Here is a 17,682-nt window from a genome sequence, read left to right on the forward strand (position 1 = left end):
CCGCTTTGGTGCAGCGGCGGAGCGAGGAAAGTGTAGCGGGTCATGGGCGTTCCATTGGGTGCGCGCCTGGAGACTGTTGGTTTCGGTGTTACCTCAGATCTGCAGATCGATCACGAAGGCATCATCGAAATCAGGATTTTCATTGATGCCATTCTTGGCATAGCCCCGTGGGTTGCAGACCACGCGGGTGTTGCCCACCCGATAATCAAAGCTGCCATGGGTGTGGCCATGCAGCCACAGTGCCGGCTGCCAGTCTTTGATCCGCGCTTCGAGGTCCGAGACAAAACTTGAGTTGATTGGCGAACCGGCAAAGGTCGGGCTGATGCTCGACCGCGTCGGGGCGAAATGGGAGACCACCACCGTAGGCGTGCTGCTGTCGCGGGTGAAGCAGTCTTGCAGCCAGGCGACCGTCTGCAGAAACACCAGCTGGGAAATGGCCGGCGTGAACAGGTCAGGGAAATCGGGGGCGATTTTGATGTGGCTGAAGTCACGGATCAGCTGGGTCGCCAGATCGATGCCCAGCGCCCGATCATCCGGGCTGTCGAGCAGGCGATAGTCAGACCACAAGGTGCAACCGAGAAAGCGCACGCCGTCGTGGACGTACTCCGAACGTTCCAGAATGTGGATCTGCGTGCCTTGCGCCAGGCTGTTCAATTGCTCGTAGGTGGAGACCAGGTCACTGCCATAAAACTCGTGATTACCCGCCACGTACAACAACGGAACCGGGCAGGCTCTGGCCCACTCGATGGCCTTGGGCGGCCGGGCGATGTCCCCGGCGAGCACGACAATATCGGCATCCACGGCGGGAAAGGGGATCGCGTTGACGGACAGGTGCATGTCGGACAGCAAGGCGATGCGCATGGATCAACTCCGGCGTGTGTTGAAGGGCAAGTCATTCAAGTTACGCGTTGATAACCCGTTGCCACAAGCCTGCTGGTCAGCAAAACAAATGTGGGAACGGGTGTACGCCGATGCGGTGCTCACAGCCGGTACATATCCGTTTCTTCGGTAACGGCGGTTATTGGTTCCGCTCTTACAGCGGGTCACTTTGGAAGAGCGCCAAAGTAACCAAAACGCTTTGCCCCTGACGTTCGGTGCCTCGCTGTGGCTCGGCATGCCCTCGCTCCGGTCCTGCTCCGTGGGCCCGCCGCCATCGGCCATCCATGGCCGGGGGCGGCTAACCCGGCATCCATGCCGGGTTGCCCACTGCGCAGAACCTGCGCTCGGCCTCACGAGGGGGCGTACACCGCAAAAGCAAAAGCAAAAGCAAAAGCGAGGCGGCCGGCCTGCTCGCGATGAGGTTGACCTGTTTACTTCAAATACCACCCCCACGGCTGGTCGCTGACGTACTCGGTCACCTGCTTGACCTCAAGATAATTGTGCAACCCCCATTGCCCCAGCTCCCGGCCAATGCCGCTGTGTTTCATCCCGCCCCAGGGTGCTTCGACGAAGGTCGGTTGCGAGCAGTTGACCCAGACGATGCCGGCGCGCAGCTGGTTGGCGACCCGGGCGGTGCGCTGCAAGTCGGCGCTCATCACGGCGGCGGCGAGGCCAAAGCGGCTGGCGTTGGCCATTTGCACCGCTTGCTCTTCGGTCTTGAAACGCTTGATGCACAGCACCGGGCCGAACACTTCTTCGCGCCACAGAATGCTGCTGTGCCCCGGCTCGTCGAAGATCGCCGGTTCGACGAAATAACCCTCGGCCAGATGCGCCGGTCGCCGTCCGCCGGTGAGCAAACGGGCACCGCTGGCCAGGCCCTGGTCGATGAAACTGAGCACCTTGTCGTACTGGCCCTGGCTGACCAGCGGCCCGAGCAGCACGCCGGGCTGCATGCCCGGGCCAATGCTGATCTTGCGGGTTTCCTCCACCAGCCGTTCGATCAGGCGCGGGGCGATGCTTTCCTGCACCAGCAGGCGTGACGTGGCGCTGCACACCTGGCCCTGGTTCCAGAAGATCCCGAATAGAATCCACTCCACGGCGGCTTCGACATCGGCGTCGTCGAACACGATGAACGCAGACTTGCCGCCCAGTTCCAGGCTGATGTTCTTGATGTCCCGTGCCGCCGCCGACATGATTTTTGCGCCGGTGGGCACGCTGCCGGTGAAGGCCAGTTTGTCCACGCCCGGGTGTTCGGTGAGGGGGCTGCCGGCGTCGGCGCCGAGGCCGGTGACCAGGTTCAACACCCCGGCGGGCAAACCGATACGATCCGCGGCGGCCGCCAGTTCCAGGGCGGTCAGCGGCGTCAATTCGGACGGTTTCAACACCACCGTGGCCCCGGCGGCCAAGGCTGGCGCGACCTTCCACGCGGCCATCAGCAGCGGGTAGTTCCAGGGGATGATCTGCCCGGCCACGCCAATCGGTTCGTGGCGGATGCGGCAGCGGAAACGCGCGTCCGGCAAGGCCAGAGGCTGATCCTGTTGCTGGTCCAGTTCACGGGCCAAACCGGCGTAGTAACGGAAGCAACCAATCGCATCGCCAATGTCCCACTGCGCTTCGGGCAAGGGTTTGCCGTTGTCGCGCACTTCCAGTTCCGCCAGCGCCTGCTGGCCACTTTCCAGTTCATCGGCCAGCGCCTCCAGCCATTGCCCGCGCTCGGCGCCGCTGGTCTGGCCCCAGCCATTGTCGAAGGCGCGACGGGCCGCACGCACGGCATGGTCGACATCCTCTTCAGTGCCTGCCGCGACCCGGTGGAAGACTTGCTCGGTGGCAGGGTCGATCACGTCCAGATAGCCGCCCAGGTCCGGGCTGACCCATTCGCCGTTGATGTAGAGCTGATCACGCATGGTGCGACTCCTGGACGCCGGTACGGCGGTTTTGCAGATGGCGGGAAGTGAACAGCAGGGCCAGCGACACGCAGATGATCACCGTGGAAATCGCGTTGATCTCTGGCGTCACGCCGCGGCGGATGGAGGAAAAGATGTAGATTGGCAGCGTCGTTTCGGAACCGGCGACGAAGAACGCGATGATGAAATCGTCGAAGCTGAAGGTGAACGCCAGCAGGAACCCGGCCATGATTGCCGGGCTGATCTGCGGCAGGGTTACCCGCCAGAAGGTGTCCATCGGTGGCGCGTACAGGTCCGCCGAGGCTTCGAGCAAGGCCTTGTCCAGCGAGTCGACACGGCTGCGCACGATCACCATCACCAGGGCCATGGTGAACAACGAATGCGCGGCGATAACCGTAAAGAAGCCCATGTTCAACTTCGGCACTGTCGGCAACCAACTCGCCAGCAGCGGGTTGATCAGGTCGAACAGGCTGATGAACGCAATCAGCGTCGAGATGCCGATGACGATGCCCGGCACGATGATCGCGCAATAGGTCAGGGCATCGAACAGCAGGCGCACTTTGGCGCCGCAGCGCTGCAAGCCGAACACCGCCAGGGTGCCGAACAGCGTGGCAATCACTGCCGAACTGAAAGCGATCAGCGCGCTGTTGCCCAGGGCTTCCATGATGAACGGGTTACCGAACGCGGTGCCGAACCACTGCACCGAGCAGCACTGGAACGTAAGGCCACTGCGCCCGGCGTTGAAGCTGAACAGCACGATCAAGGCAATCGGCGCGTAGAGAAACAGGTACAGCGAGGTTGAATAGCTGCGCAGCCACATGTCACAGGCCTCCGTCGGCAGGGCGGCCGCCGTAGCGCGCCACCAGTTTCAAGTACACGCCGATGATCAGCAGCATCATCGCCACCAACGTCATGGCCAGCGCACTGCCGAACGGCCAGTTGCGCGATTGCAGGAACAGGTCGACCAGCGCGTTGCCGACAAAGAACACCTTGCCGCCGCCGAGAATGGCCGGGATCAGGAACTCGCCCATCAACAGGATGAACACCAGCATCACCCCGGTGATGATCCCCGGCGCGGACAGTGGCAGGGTGATCCGGCGAAAGCTTTCGAAGGCACTGGCGCCCAGGTCCGCCGAGGCTTCGAGCAGGCGCTTGTCGAGTTTTTCCAGGCTGACGTAGATCGGGAACACCATCAGCGGCAGGTAGCCGTAGACAATGCCGATCAGCACCGCCCACGGCGTGTTGATCAGCCGCACATCTTCAAGACCGAGGCTGGCCAGCAGCGCCGGAATACCCTTGCCGCTGAGGATGAAGATCCAGGCGTAGGTGCGAATCAGGAAACTGGTCCAGAACGGCACGATCACCAGGGTCAGCAACAGCGAGCGGTTCCTCGTGACCTTGACCGCAAGGAAGTACGCCAATGGATAAGCCGCCATCAGGCACACCAGGGTGCCCAGCGGCGCCAGCATCAGCGTATTGCTGAACGCCGCTCCGCGAGAACCGAGGTTCAGGTAGTTGGCCAGGGTGAAGCCACCGGCGTACCCGCCCACGGCGCTGCGCTCGCCGAAACTGAAGACCAGGATGATCACCAGCGGCATCAACAACAGCAGCAGGAACCACAGGGTCGAAGGCAAGAGCATCAGCAGGGTGATGCGCCGGCCGAGGCTGCGCCGTTGGCGAACCTCGACCGACAGGGCATGGCCCGGCTGCACCGTTTGCGGGTGGGCGGCGGCATTCATGGGTGACTCCTCATTGGCCATGGTCAAGCGATCAGGCGGACTTGAAACGCGCCATCAGTTCGGCGCGCGCCGGGCTGGTCAGCGTCGCGGCGACACCGAACTCCAGCGGGCTCAGGGCCTCGGCGGCGGGGTACATGATCGGATCGTCGAGCATCGCCACCGGCAGCAGCGCGTCGACACGCTTGTCGCCGCTCGGGTAGCCGTGGCTCAGCACTTCCAGCTTGTTGTGCTGCGGGTCGAGCAGGTAGTTGATGAAGGCGTAGGCGGCGTCCTTGTGCTCTGAGCTTTTGGGAATCGCGAAGAAGTCGCTCCACAGTTCGCCACCTTCCTTGCCCAGTTCGAACTGCATTTGCGCGTTGTCGCGGTGCAGTTGCGAGGCGTCGCCGGTCCAGGACATCGCCAGCCAGGCATCGCCGCTGCGCATCGACGGTTGGATGTCGGAGTTGATCGCGAACAGGTGCGGCTTGACCTCGATCAGCAGCTTTTCCGCGTCGGCCAGTTCTTTCGGGTCCAGGGAGTTGAAGCTGTAGCCGAAGCTTTTCAGCGCGTTGCCGATGGCGGTCAACTGGTAGTCGTGAACCATCGTGCGGCCGCTGGCCGGGCCTTGGGCGGCGGCCCAGAATTCCTTCCAGCTGGCGGGGCCGTTCTTCAGCTTGCCGGCGTCGTAGAGCATGCCGGTGGTGCCCCAGTTTTTCGGCACCGCGTAGACCTTGCCGTCCACTGTGCCCTGGGCCATGAACTTCTGCTGGAACGCCGAGGCATCGAAGTTGGGGATGCGCGACAGGTCCAGCGGCTCGATCAGCTCCAGGCCGACGTAGGTGCTGATGGTGTAGTTGGTCGGCACCAGCACGTCCCAGCCACTGCCGCCGGCCTGCAATTTGGCGAGCATTTCTTCGTTGGAACCGAACACGCTCATCGACACCCGGGCGCCGGTGGTCTTGCCGAAGGTGTCGAGGTTTTCCTGGCTGTGGTAGTTGGGCCAGGTCGCCAGCGACAGGCGATCACCCAGCTTGGCCTGTTCGGCGGCCTCGGCGGAGGAGGTCAGCAGGCCGGGCATGTTGGTCGCGACCACGGCGGCAGCGATCCCAAGGCCCGTGCGGCCAAGGAACTCGCGGCGGCTGATCGAGCCGTTCTGCCAGCTGCGCAGGGTTTTTATAAAAGTCTTCTGGTCCATAGCACGCTCCACATCCGGTTGATGAAACGAATCGATGATTTACAACGCCATGGCCAGGCCATTGGCGTGATCCCAGCCGACGCGCACTGGCGCGCCGTGTTCGAATGCATTGGCGCCGTGATCCTGCTGGCGCGGCACCCGCACGCAGACCACGCCGAAGGCCTGGGTGCGCACGCGGTACTCGGTGGAATTGCCCAGGTAGATGCGGTCCTCGACGCAGCCTTGCAGCTTCACTTCCCGGGTCATCTCGGCGTTGGCGCTGGCGATGCTGATCAGCTCCGGCCGCACCGCAATGCAACCAGCGGCGTTGGCACTCAGGCCTTTGCCGGTCGGTGTCAGCGGGCTGGTCAGCTCCAGCCCTTGCTCGGTACGCAGCACCACCGAGTTGCCGGTGAGCTGGCGCACGGTGCCGTCGAACAGGTTGGACTCGCCGATAAAGTCAGCCACGTAACGGCTGGCCGGGGCTTCGTAGAGTTGTTCCGGGGTGGCGGTCTGGATGATCGAACCGTTGTGCATCACGCTGATGCTGTCGCTCATCGACAGGGCTTCTTCCTGGTCATGGGTGACCAGTACGAAGGTGATACCGACCTCCCGTTGCAAACGCAGCAGTTCCGACTGCATCTCCTTGCGCAGCTTGCGGTCCAGCGCCGCCAGCGGTTCGTCGAGCAGCAACACGGTCGGCTTGTTGACCAAGGCGCGGGCGAGGGCGACACGCTGTTGCTGGCCGCCGGACAATTCACTCGGCTTGCGTTGGCCAAAGCCGCTCAGGCGCACCATCTCCAGCGCCTCATCGGCCATGCGCAGTTGCTGTTTTTTGTCCGGGCGTGGATTGCGATAACGCAGGCCGTAGGCAATGTTCTGCGCCACGGTCAGATGCGGGAACAACGCGTAATGCTGGAACACCATGTTCACCGGCCGCTCGAAGGCCGGCACACCGGCAACGCTCTTGCCGGCCAGACGAACCTCGCCGCTGGTGGGCTGCTCGAAGCCGGCGATCATGCGCAGGGTGGTGGTCTTGCCACAGCCCGAACCGCCGAGAAAGGAATGAAACGAGCCACGCCGCACCGCGAAATCCAGACCGCTAACGGCCTGCACCTCGCCATAGCGTTTGACCACATTGCAGAATTCGATATCGCTTGGCGGGGTGTTGTTCACGAGACGGGCTCCCTTGCAGTGATGAATCAGTGCGTCGGGGGCCAAACTAGCAATCGGGGTTTTGCGGTGTATATATCCCTTGGGGGATAGGAGGGGGTGGAGAAAGTTTTTCAGTAGACGTATGGCGTAACGATCATTGATAAACCCCGTGTTCAATCCGGGCCAGATAATTCTCAACCTTCTGGAAGCCATGCGAGTTGCGGATCAGTTCCAGCGGGATGTTGCCTTCCAGACCCTTGCAAGGTCTCTTTAGCCAGTCCTTAGCCAACCGCTGATTGCCAAGCACATTGATGGCGTATTTCAGGATTTTTACATACCGGACTGTATTTTTTTGCTGGTTTAGAGGTGCCAATTTAGTCTCCTTCGCCATCTCTTGTATTTGCCTGGAGCTGCCAAATTAAACCTCGCACTTCCGACGGCCAACCCTAAAAGCGCGTGGGATATTTCCTGAATCTATAGAAAGATTTCAACGCTGGCAGGTCGATTGAATCCAGTCATTCAGCATGGTTTAAACATGCGTGTTTAATAGCTGTAAGCGTTACTTCATGAAAGCTACAACGCCTTGCGTCGTTGCCTACAGGTACGCCAGAATCCGCCGGCTTGTGCGCCTTGGGGCTGGGTTTTATCGTTTGTCGGTCGCTGAATAACAACAGTGATCGGGTTTGGTAGCCCGGCTATGTGAGGTGCAAAGCGTCATCATCTGCAGCGTTTTTTTACTCTGCTTTATGGTGGCCATGCACAGGGCGCCTTTGGGCGCGCCGGTCTCCTTGCATCCCGGTCTACCAACCTGCGTATGGCCACCACCCTTCGTTTGGTAGCGTGAGAGTGATGGCTCCTTTTACGATGTAAGGAGTTTCACTATGTTCAAAGTCACACCCAACCCGCCGGAAACCGATCCCGCATCCCCGTACGAAAGCCTCGATTCAAACAAGCTCCACGAAGCCGCCGAGCGCGCCCTCGATCATTACCTAAACCCCGGCCCTGCAATCATGGCCACCCCGCGCAAACCCGGCACGATGTTCATCGTCAATCCCGAACTCAGTGCCGAAACCTTGCTGGTGCACGCGTGTGAGTCGCTGGCGTCGGCCAATGTCATGGCCAACGATCTGGTGGATCATCTGGAGGGGACGAGCCGCAATGCGCTGTTGGGGATTGCGCAGGTGATCATGCTGGGTGAACTGGCGGTGAACCGGGCGCTGGATCAGCTTGATCCGCCCTGACCACAATCTTCAGATCACCAGTAGACCTGTGGGAGCGGGCTTGCCCGCGATGGCGGTATGTCAGACACATCAATGTTGAATGGGTTGCCGCTATCGCGGGCAAGTCCGCTCCCACAGGGATTTGCGTATACCGACAGGCCTCAGGCTTGCAGCTTGAGGCCGGAAGCCTGCAACGGATCTTCCGTCAACTCCCGAATAAACAACCCCAGCAACTCCGACTGGCTCCCAATCCCCAGCTTGGCGTAGATGTTCTTGCGGTGAATCTTCACCGTGCCGGGGCTGATGTTCAGTTGTTCGGCCACCGAGGCGCTGGAGTGGCCGCGCAGTAACAGTTGAACGATTTCCTGCTCGCGGCCGGTGAGGATGTGCGCGCCGAAATGGTCGAAGGCTTCGCGGATCTTGAAGTCCAGGTCCTTCGCCGGTCGCGGCTCCTGAGCCTGACGCAAACGCCAGGCCTCATTGATGACCTGCTCGACCACCGCTTGCGCGCACTCGACCAATTGCATTTCATCCCGGCTGAACGCACAGCTGGCGCTCGATCGCATCAACGACAACACCGCCATGGCACCACCGCCGAGGTCGACGAAGAACGCCACTTCCTCGGCCAGTCCGGTCTGCTGGTAATAGGTCAGGAAGTACTCGCCGAGGTAGAAGTGGTCGGGGGCGAACTGGCGCAGACGCCACAGCCCCGGCGCCTGCCCGCGTGTGCACGCCAGGTAGAACGGGTCGAGCAGGTAAGGCCCGCACTGATAGTCATCGACATACACCGCCCGCTTGTCCGCCGAGAACGTATCGAACAACGCCAGTGGCCGGTGATTGCCTTCGTAGACAAACAACACGAAATGATCGACCGGGCAGATTTGCCGAAGCCAATGGCTCAACCCCGACAGCCGCCCATGCCCGGCAGGCAGGTCGAGCAGGTGGGCGACACCGGTGGTCCAGAGTTTCAGTTCCTTGGGGCGCATGGCGGCTACAGGCAGAAGAGGATGGCCATTGGATGCACAAAGTACGCCATGGCGGTTTTGCCCGTGTGGAGCGGGCGGGGTGGCGGTGCGTCGCCAACAAGACGCACCGCAACAGGGCCGGGTGTTACCGAGTGCTACAAGGCTGGTAGCAAAAGTTATCGGCTGAGTCCTTCAGCGAGCACTCCGGGTCGAAGGCAACAGGATCGTCAAAACTCCCAGCAGCGGCAGGTACGAGCACAAGGTGTACACGTATTCGATGCCATGGATATCCGCCAGGTGCCCCAGCAGCGCGGCACCAATCCCGCCGAAACCGAACATCAACCCGAAGAACACCCCGGCGATCATGCCGACGTTACCGGGCACCAGTTCCTGGGCGAAGACCACGATGGCCGAGAACGCCGAGGCGAGGATGAAGCCGATGATCATGCTCAGCACGCCTGTCCAGAACAGGTCGACGTAGGGCAGGGCGAGGGTGAAGGGTGCGGCGCCGAGGATCGAGAACCAGATCACCTGCTTGCGGCCGATCCGGTCGCCGATCGGACCGCCAAAGAACGTGCCCGCCGCGACGGCGCCAAGAAACAGGAACAGGTACAGCTGCGAACTGGCCACCGACAGGTCGAACTTCTCGATCAGGTAGAAGGTGAAGTAACTGGTGAAGCTGGCCATGTAGAAGTATTTGGAGAACACCAGCAACGCCAGCACCACCAGGGCGAAGGTCACCCGCCGTTTCGACAGGCCGTGGGTGGCCTTGCTGCCTTGCTTGAGCTTGAACAGGTTCAGGTGATTGCGGTACCAGCGGCTCAGGCCGTATTGCACGAGGATGGCGAACACCGCGAACAGGCCGAACCAGGCGACGTTGCCCTGGCCATAGGGAATGATGATCGCGGCGGCCAGCAAAGGGCCGAAGGCACTACCTGCATTGCCACCGACCTGAAAGGTCGACTGCGCCAGGCCGTAGCGACCGCCCGAGGCCAGCCGCGCCACCCGCGAGGTCTCCGGGTGAAAGGTCGACGAACCGACGCCCACCAGTGCCGAGGCCACGAGAATCGCCGGGAAGCTGCCGACCATCGACAGCATCAGAATACCGATGAGGGTGCAGACCATGCCGGCCGGTAACAGCCACGGTTTGGGATGACGGTCGGTGTAGAAACCGATCCACGGTTGCAGCAATGAAGCCGTGAGCTGGAAGGTCAGGGTGATCAGCCCGACCTGGGTGAAGCTCAGGCCATAACTGGCCTTGAGCATCGGGTAGATCGACGGCAGCACGGCCTGGATCAGGTCGTTGATCAGGTGCGCCAGCGCGCAGGCGCCGATGACGCGCATGACCAGAGGGCTGGCCTGGCTGGCCACCGAAGCGGTGGGTGAGGGTGAACTGAGGGTGGTGGTCGACATGGGCGATCTTCCGGATAAATAACGCGAACTGCGAACGCAAGGCGCAGCCAATTTCAGGGTTCGGCGTTATCCTAGGGGCCTCAAAGGCGCCCGTCTCGCGCAACTCGGGCATGGACCATCGCAAAAAGGGCGTCATGATCAAACCATTGCAGGCATTTCTTGCGGAAATCGACCAGGGCGGCTGGAGCGTACGCAGCAGTGCGACCGACTACCCGGAAAACTGGTTCATCGCGCCGCACTCCCATGAAAAGCATCAACTGATCTATGCCATCGAAGGCGTAATGGTGGTGCACACCGCCACCAGCCAATGGACGGTGCCGCCGAGCCGTGGCATCTGGATGCCCAGTGGAGAAGTACACTCGATTCGCTGTGTGGGGGCGATCAAGATGCGCAGCGTTTTCGTGCGCCCTGACCCGAGCCTGGACCTGCCCGCCGAAACCCGGGCAGTGAGTGTTTCCGCGTTGCTGAGTGAGCTGATCAAGGTCTCGGTCGATTTCGACTTTGCCTGTGAGCCGGACTCGCGGGAAGCCCGGGTGCTGCTGCTGATTCTGGACGAACTGACGATCCTGCCGACCTTGCCGTTGAACCTGCCGCAGCCCGCCGATCAACGTATCAACCTGATTTGCACCGCGTTGCAACGTGATCCGGGGGATGGCTCGACACTGTCGGACTGGAGCGCCCGCTTGAGCCTCGACGCCAAAACCATCCAGCGCAGGTTCCGCAAGGAAACCGGCATGACCTTCGGCCAATGGCGCCAGCAAGCACGATTGCTGCTGGCACTGGAACGAATAGCCGTCGGGGAGAAGATCATCGACATCGCCGGGGAGCTGGGGTACGACAGCCCGAGTGCGTTCACGACGATGTTCAAGAAACAGTTCGGCAAGACGCCGAGTGATTTTTTCAAGTGAGGCGGCCGCCCGTGGGACGGCCGCTTGACGCCTGAATCAGGTCAGGATCCTTGCGGCGTTTCACCTCGCGCCAGTCGCGCATTGATGTCTTCGATGACCGCCGGCAGATCGACGATGGTGTCGATCAGGTAGTGCGGGCGCGAGCCTTCGAACATCTTGACGATACGGGCCCGCTCACTGTCCAGCCTGTCGGAGGGCAGGGCCTTGTATTGCTCGTAGGTCAAGCCCAGGGCATTGCCGGAACAGGTCAGCGCCACCGTCCACATCCCGGCGGCACGGCCTTCGAGAATGCCGGGCCAGGTGTCGTCGACCTTGACGCAGGCGGCGACGTCGCTGATCCCCAGGGCAATCACGTTGGCCAAGGCCTGGGCCGGGTAGGGGCGGCCGTTCGGTACCTCGTCGGTGGCCACCACATGGTCCGCGACGTAGCCATTGTGCCGCGCCAGCTCGACCACTTTTTCCATGACGACGGCCGGGTAACCGGAGCAGGAACCGATTTTCAGACCCTTGTCGCGCAAGGCATCGATGGTGTTCAGTGCGCCGGGAATCAGGGCCGAGTGCAGGGCGATTTTCTCGATCTGCAGCGGCATGAACCGTTCGTACAGTGCGGTGACATCGTCATCGCTCGGCAGGCGATCAAACACTGCACGGTAGCGTTCGGCGATCTGCGGTTGATTGCACAGGGTACGGATGTGATCCCACTTGCCCATGCCCATCGGGCCCCGCGCTTCTTCCAGAGAAACGGCGACGCCGAACTCGGCGAAGGCCTCGACGAAAATCTGCGTGGGGGCGAAGGAACCGAAATCGACGACGGTGCCGGCCCAGTCCAGGACCACGGCTTGCAGTTGGGTCGGTTGTTGGTAGTTCATGGTATTTCTCCATTTTTTGTTGTGGGCAGGCCGTCCCTCCTGTTGCCAGGAAGTAGGCCTATGGATTGCTCAAGGGTGAGGCGAAATCAGATGGCCGGCGTTGGGCTCGAGTCGAACAGCTCCGCGATCATTGGCCGGTTTCGGCGAATGCCCAGGCAGCACAGGTGGTAGTCGATGGAAAACGGGTGGTTGACGAAGGTGATCGGTTTGGTGCCAGGGGTTTCGGCGTACTCGACCGCCGAGACGAAACCGATGCCGATGCCCTTGGCGATGGCATGCACGATGGCCTCGCGGCTGTTCAACTGCATGACGCAATTCAGCTCAACGCCCAGGCGCTTGCAGCTTTCCTCCACCAGTTGACGAGTACGGGAGCTTTTTTCCCGCAGCACCCATTTCTCCTCGCTGATCTGCTCGACATGTACTTCTTTCTGCCGGGCCCAGGGATGGTCGTCACGCACCACGGCAATGATCGGGTAGCGCCGGTAAAGCTGCGTGTCAAAACGCTGGTCGAATTCGGACAGGGCCAGGATCGCCACATCGATATCGAAGTTGAACAGGCGATCCAGGGTCTCTTTTTCCGGGGAGAACGAGGTTTCCAGCTCGATGTCCGGGTGCCTTTGCATCAGTTCGTAGGTCAGGTTCATCGCAATGGGTGGGGACACCGCGCCCAGGCGCAGCATGCCGGTCTTGCGTTGCTTGAAACTTTGCAGCAATTGCACGGCTTCATCCTCCTGGCCGAACAGGCCCTGGGTAATCGCATAGAGCTGGTGCCCGGCGGCACTCATTTCGATAAAGCGGCCGCGGCGATGGAACAGTTCCACGGAAAACTTCTTCTCCAGGGCATTGACCTGCTCACTGACCGTGGGCTGGCCGACGCTCAAATACTCGGCGGCGAGGGTGAAGCTGCCGGTCTTGGCCACCGCATGAAATGAACGTAGCCACTTGTGGTACTGGTACATAGACGATCCTGTTCCTGAGCCGCTGCCATTGATTCAATCTGTCCAGCCGGGCCATCAACGCCTGATGAACAGCGCCACCGACGCGCTGCAGAGACAGGCAGCGGTGACCACGATGAAGATCAGTGAGGTGTTGCCGGTACTGTCGAGCATACTGCCGATCAGCGGTTCCGCCAGGCCAGCGAACAGGTAGGACGAGAAGTTCATCACCCCGGTCGCGGTGCCGGCGCGCTTGGCGCCCACCAGGTCCGGGCACAGCGCCCAGAAGCTGGAAGCGGGGCCGTACACGAAGAAACCGCAGAGGAACAACGCCACAAGGCCGGTTGCGCTGTGGGGGGCAAGGGTCCACATCCACAAACTGGTCGCCGCGCCGAGGAACATGTAGAGCATGATCGCCAGGTAGCGTTTGGAGCCGAACAGCTTGTCCGAGATCCAGCCGTTGCTCAGCGCGCCGATGGCCATGCCGACCGGAAGGGCCACGGTGATCCATTTCGGATCGATCATGCTGTCGCCGGTCTTCCAGTTGGCACCCAGGAAGTGCACCGGCACCCAGACGATCAAACCGTAGCGGGCGGCGTTCTGGAACCCCAGGGACACGGCGGCGATGATCAGGCGAACGTTTTTCAGAACCGCCTTGTAACGCTGCGCGGAAGTTTCGACTTCGCCATGGGCCACTTCATGGCTTTTGTCCTCGGCGTTGGCCACACCGGTGTCGGCAGGCGGTTCGAAACCCAGGTCTTGCGGACGCTCGCGGGCCACCAGATAGAAGATGATGCCGCCCGCCAGCATGAGCAATACCGGCAGGCGGAAGATCCAGCGCCACTCCAGATGCATCACTTCCAGCACGACGATCGAAGTCACGTAGGAAAGCACCGACGCGCAGCCGGCCGCGAACACATAGAAGCCGTAGACCTTGCCGCGTTCGCCCGCGCTCCACCAGTTGGAGATCAGCCGACTGCCCGGTGCCCAGCCCAATGCCTGGAAGTAGCCATTGATGCCCCAGGGCAGGATCAGCCCGGCAAAACCGCTGGCGAAACTGGTCACCCAGTTGGCGCCGCAGGACAGCACGGCGCCCATGGTCATGATGCGTCGGCCACCGAATTTGTCGGCGAGGTTGCCGTTGATGGCCTGGCCAATGGCGTAGGCCCAGAGCATGGCGGCCGATGCCCAGCCAAGGTGCTCTTTGGTAAAGCCGAACTCGGCCTGGATACCGGGAATGGCGAAACCGAACGTTTGTCGCCCGGTATAGAAAAACAGATAGCAAAACATGGCTGCCAGCAGCATGCGCCACTGGGCGACGCGAAACGATGCGGTGTGTACGGCGAGACCTGGCATGGTTTGGGCACGATTCATGATCTTTTCCTTATTCTTGTTCGTTCCCTGCGAGTTGCATCGCAGGGTGCACTCTTTTTCAGGTGCGGCAGGAAATCGTCGCGGCTCGTTACGCCGCTGGCAGTGTAGTGTCTTTGGGGGCTGGCGAGCCCTAGGCCGCTCGTGAGCCGATGAAGTTCTTGCCGCGTGCGCCTTGCAGGGCGAAATCGATCATGGTTTGGGCCTCTTCGGCCGTCACGCCGTAGTCGGCGAACTCGGTTTTCACATCCAGGCTGTGCAGGAAGGCGCGCAATCGGGCCTGGGCTTTATCCAGGTCTGGCCCGAAAACCCGTTGCAGGGTCTTGTCGCGCGTCTCGTCGTGGCCCCAGGCAAGGCCCAACACCAGTGGCAGGGTGAAGGAGCAGGCAATGCCGTGGGGCAAGCCGTAGTGCAAGGTCATCTCATAGGAAATGGAGTGGGCCAGTGCGGTCTTGGTGTTGGAGAACGCCATGCCGGCCTTGAGTGCGGCGAGGGCCATCCGTGAGCGCAGTTCCTGGTTGGACAGGTCACGCCGCAGCAAGGGCAGGCATTCGAGGATGTCCTCGATGGCAGAGATGGCGAAGGTGTCGGAAAGCGGGTTGGCGTTGATGTTCCAGATCGACTCCAGCGCGTGGGACAGTGCATCCAGCCCGGTGGAAACGGTGACGCTGGCCGGCACCGTGAGCATCAGTTGCGGATCGATGATCGCAACCTTTGGCCAGGTACAGTCCAGGTGCAGGGAGTACTTCTTGTGGTTGGCTGCGTCCCAGATCGTCGCCCAGGGCGTGACCTCACTGCCGGTGCCTGCCGTAGTCGGGGCCGCGATCAGCTGTTTACTGCGAACCGGAACGAAGGGTTTGCCGCTTGCCAGCAATGCCAGCAGCTCATCGAAGCGGCCGGACTCGGTGCCGACAATCAGCGCCTTGGCGGTGTCGATGGCACTGCCGCCGCCGACGGCAATCACCGCATGGCAATCGCCGGCCTCTTGCCAGAAGCGTTCATAGGTTGCGCGAAGTTGCGCGACATCGGGATTGGGCTGGACATCTTCGATCACGTAGACCAAGCGTTCGCCCAGCAACGCTTGAAGGCGATCCACCAGCCCCAGGCCACGGGCTTCGGGAAAGGTCACGACGGCAACGTTCTGATGTTCGGTGATGGCGGCAAGCTCTTGCAAGCTCCCCCAGCCGAAGCGGGTATCCACTGGATTGTGAAATCGGGCGGTCATGGCGGGTCCTTGGTTTTTGTTGTTGGAAGTGACGCCATGCTCGCGGTCCACGGACTGCTGCACAAATCGATAATTCACAGGTTTGAATCGGCTGGGCCGATAACGGCCGATTGGAAGGACGTGGCTGATGCTTCGCCTTCATCCCAATAAAGAAACTACCTAGAACACTGCGGCAAATGCCGTTGCCGATGGGGTTCGTCTCAATATCCCGCCAACGGGGGCTGTCATAGGCTGTGTGCTTTTGGCAAACCGGTGGGCGGAGTCGCTATGCGTTTATTTGAACTGATCACTTTTACCGTGCGCGTGCGCACAGTGGCCGATGCGCTGGTAAGCATCGAGGCTGAGTTGGCGAAGCCGGAAGTCGGCGGGGTGTTGATGGGCTGCTGGGCCTCGGAAATCGGCCAGTTGAACCAGATCGCCGTGCTGCGCGGTTACGCCGACGAGCACTCAAGACAAGTGGAGCGCGAGCGTTTCCTGCTGGGGGGCGGGGCGTTTGGCGTCAACGAGTTCATCACCGATCTGCGCGTCGAAAACTACACGCTGTTTCCCTTCCTCGAACCCTTGAGCGCGGGGTCGCACGGTCCATTCTACGAACTGCGCGTCTACGACCTGGTCAGCAGCGGGTTGCAGCCCACCCTCGACGGCTGGAGCAATGCCATCGAAGCGCGAACCGCCGAACAGTATTCGCCGGTGTACGCGGCGTTCTACGCCACCGACGGCGCGCTGCCACGCTATCTGCACATCTGGCCCTGGACCACCCTGGAACAGCGCCTGCAAGTGCGCACCCAAGCGGTCGCCGACGGCGTCTGGCCGCCGGAAAACTCCGGCCCGCAGCTGCGCGACATGCGCTCGACCATCTACCTGCCCGCGAAGTTCTCGCCCTTGCAATGACCCGGGCGCAGTTCGGCTGACCGGGTGTGATTTCAAGGGCAGCGGATGCCTGCCTCAATGCAACGCCTGCTCGTCCAGGTACTCGGTCAGGCACTCGATAAACGCCTGATGCTTGCGGGTATGGCGGCGGTGCGCCGGGTAAATCACGTGGATTTTCCGGCCGAACTGCTCGGGGTCGAGGTCGGCGTCCGGCAGCAGTTGCACCAGTTCACCGCGCCGGATGTACGGGGCGGCGCTCCACTGCGGGCAGAACTGCAAACCCCGGCCGGCCAGCAGGGCGCCGAACAGGAAGTCATAGTTGTCGCTGCTCAGCCGCGGTATCGGCTGGGTGATTCGTTTGCGTTCACCCTCCTGTTCGAGCCACCAGTAATGCGGGTTCAGGGCCGGGTGACGAAACAGCAGCCAATCGTGTTGATTGAACGTGTGCGGTTGCACCTCGAGCGGGTTGCGTTGCAAGTAGCGGGGGCTGGCGCACAAGAGGATGCGGTTGGCGGTCAGCGGGCGGGTGATCAGGTCGGGCAATTCCACCGGGCCGTCCCGCACCGCGAGGTCGAACCGGCCTTCGACCAGGTCGACGAACTCATCGGTGAGCACCACGTCCAGGCGCATCTGCGGGTAGCGCTCGAGAAAACGACAGCACACCTCATTGAGAAAGGCCGGCGCAAACGAGGGTGGGGCGGTCACGCGCAGCAGGCCATACATTTCCCGCTGCAACTGGCCGATGTCTTCCCGGGCTTGCTCCAGTTGCGTGAGCACTTGCCGCGAACTGGCGAGGAAAATTTCCCCGGCCTCGGTCAGCGCGATGCGTCGCGTGGAACGCTCGAACAGGCGCGTGCCCAATTCCTCTTCCAGGTGGGTGATGGCCCGTGTCAGGGCCGAGGTGGTTTTGCCCAATTGCGAAGCGGCACGGGTGAAACTGCCCTGGTCGGCGGTTTCGACAAACATCGCGATGGCGCTGAGCTGGTCCATTCAGTGTTTCCTGTTTGGAAAGTATGTGTTACGTGGGCCGAGTATTCTTTACCGCCGCCCGGTTCGCTAGTCTCACGGCATTCCTA

At 61.6% G+C, this 17,682-nt stretch carries 17 protein-coding genes; 3 read left to right on the forward strand and 14 right to left on the reverse strand.

From position 1 onward, the window contains the following. Positions 1 to 93: 93 nt before the first annotated feature. The 7 genes from KGA96_RS11335 to KGA96_RS11365 form a co-directional block, all read right to left on the reverse strand. Entirely contained in the window at positions 94 to 861 is a 768-nt protein-coding gene (locus tag KGA96_RS11335; RefSeq protein WP_223467362.1) for a metallophosphoesterase, read from the reverse strand. 449 nt (positions 862 to 1,310) lie between these two features. Next, entirely contained in the window at positions 1,311 to 2,783 is a 1,473-nt protein-coding gene (locus tag KGA96_RS11340) for an aldehyde dehydrogenase family protein (protein WP_223512843.1), read from the reverse strand. Further along, positions 2,776 to 3,603 (reverse strand): ABC transporter permease, encoded by an 828-nt coding sequence (locus KGA96_RS11345; RefSeq protein ID WP_046037380.1) that lies wholly within the window; start codon positions 3,601 to 3,603, stop codon positions 2,776 to 2,778. The genes KGA96_RS11340 and KGA96_RS11345 overlap by 8 nt, the downstream gene beginning before the upstream one ends. A 1-nt stretch (position 3,604) precedes the next feature. Beyond that, complete coding sequence (locus KGA96_RS11350; protein ID WP_223512846.1) at positions 3,605 to 4,522, reverse strand: ABC transporter permease; 918 nt, start codon at positions 4,520 to 4,522, stop codon at positions 3,605 to 3,607. A 31-nt stretch (positions 4,523 to 4,553) separates the two neighbouring features. After that, positions 4,554 to 5,696, reverse strand: a complete 1,143-nt coding sequence (locus KGA96_RS11355) for a PotD/PotF family extracellular solute-binding protein (protein ID WP_223512849.1) — start codon at positions 5,694 to 5,696, stop codon at positions 4,554 to 4,556. A gap of 39 nt (positions 5,697 to 5,735) precedes the next feature. Next, entirely contained in the window at positions 5,736 to 6,851 is a 1,116-nt protein-coding gene (locus KGA96_RS11360) for an ABC transporter ATP-binding protein (RefSeq protein WP_223512851.1), read from the reverse strand. A 133-nt stretch (positions 6,852 to 6,984) separates the two neighbouring features. After that, on the reverse strand, positions 6,985 to 7,203 hold the full coding sequence (locus KGA96_RS11365; RefSeq protein WP_223467356.1) for an MbcA/ParS/Xre antitoxin family protein: 219 nt from the start codon (positions 7,201 to 7,203) through the stop codon (positions 6,985 to 6,987). A gap of 508 nt (positions 7,204 to 7,711) precedes the next feature. Between KGA96_RS11365 and KGA96_RS11370 the strand changes: the two genes are divergently transcribed. Next, the gene (locus KGA96_RS11370) at positions 7,712 to 8,071 is read left to right on the forward strand and encodes a DUF6124 family protein (protein WP_046037373.1); all 360 of its coding nucleotides are present in this window, start codon (positions 7,712 to 7,714) and stop codon (positions 8,069 to 8,071) included. Between the two features lie 140 nt (positions 8,072 to 8,211). Here the strand turns inward: KGA96_RS11370 and KGA96_RS11375 are convergent, their stop codons facing one another. Then, positions 8,212 to 9,036, reverse strand: coding sequence for a response regulator transcription factor (locus KGA96_RS11375; protein ID WP_223512854.1), 825 nt, complete (start codon positions 9,034 to 9,036; stop codon positions 8,212 to 8,214). 171 nt (positions 9,037 to 9,207) lie between these two features. After that, positions 9,208 to 10,428: an MFS transporter gene (locus KGA96_RS11380; RefSeq protein ID WP_046037369.1), complete on the reverse strand. Its 1,221-nt coding sequence runs from the start codon at positions 10,426 to 10,428 to the stop codon at positions 9,208 to 9,210. A gap of 134 nt (positions 10,429 to 10,562) precedes the next feature. On the opposite strand from KGA96_RS11380, the gene KGA96_RS11385 reads away from it, so the two are divergent. Beyond that, positions 10,563 to 11,336 (forward strand): AraC family transcriptional regulator, encoded by a 774-nt coding sequence (locus KGA96_RS11385; RefSeq protein WP_223467354.1) that lies wholly within the window; start codon positions 10,563 to 10,565, stop codon positions 11,334 to 11,336. Between the two features lie 41 nt (positions 11,337 to 11,377). On the opposite strand, the gene phnX is transcribed toward KGA96_RS11385, so the two are convergent. The 4 genes from phnX to psrA all read right to left on the reverse strand — a co-directional run bounded on the left by phnX (position 11,378) and on the right by psrA (position 15,736). Beyond that, positions 11,378 to 12,205 carry a phosphonoacetaldehyde hydrolase gene (phnX, locus tag KGA96_RS11390; protein WP_223512857.1) on the reverse strand — a complete coding sequence of 276 codons (828 nt, stop codon included), beginning with the start codon at positions 12,203 to 12,205 and terminating at the stop codon, positions 11,378 to 11,380. Between the two features lie 86 nt (positions 12,206 to 12,291). Then, positions 12,292 to 13,164 carry a LysR substrate-binding domain-containing protein gene (locus KGA96_RS11395; RefSeq protein WP_046037368.1) on the reverse strand — a complete coding sequence of 291 codons (873 nt, stop codon included), beginning with the start codon at positions 13,162 to 13,164 and terminating at the stop codon, positions 12,292 to 12,294. A 54-nt stretch (positions 13,165 to 13,218) separates the two neighbouring features. Then, positions 13,219 to 14,514, reverse strand: coding sequence for an MFS transporter (locus KGA96_RS11400; protein ID WP_046037367.1), 1,296 nt, complete (start codon positions 14,512 to 14,514; stop codon positions 13,219 to 13,221). 130 nt (positions 14,515 to 14,644) lie between these two features. Then, positions 14,645 to 15,736 (reverse strand): iron-containing alcohol dehydrogenase PsrA, encoded by a 1,092-nt coding sequence (gene psrA, locus KGA96_RS11405; RefSeq protein ID WP_046037366.1) that lies wholly within the window; start codon positions 15,734 to 15,736, stop codon positions 14,645 to 14,647. Positions 15,737 to 16,003: 267 nt separating this feature from the next. On the opposite strand from psrA, the gene KGA96_RS11410 reads away from it, so the two are divergent. After that, complete coding sequence (locus tag KGA96_RS11410; RefSeq protein ID WP_046037365.1) at positions 16,004 to 16,627, forward strand: NIPSNAP family protein; 624 nt, start codon at positions 16,004 to 16,006, stop codon at positions 16,625 to 16,627. A 54-nt stretch (positions 16,628 to 16,681) separates the two neighbouring features. On the opposite strand, the gene KGA96_RS11415 is transcribed toward KGA96_RS11410, so the two are convergent. Then, positions 16,682 to 17,596, reverse strand: coding sequence for a LysR family transcriptional regulator (locus tag KGA96_RS11415; RefSeq protein ID WP_223467344.1), 915 nt, complete (start codon positions 17,594 to 17,596; stop codon positions 16,682 to 16,684). Between the last annotated feature and the right edge of the window lie 86 nt (positions 17,597 to 17,682).

The organism is Pseudomonas sp. GL-R-26, from assembly GCF_019947365.1.
Classification (GTDB): Bacteria; Pseudomonadota; Gammaproteobacteria; order Pseudomonadales; family Pseudomonadaceae; genus Aquipseudomonas.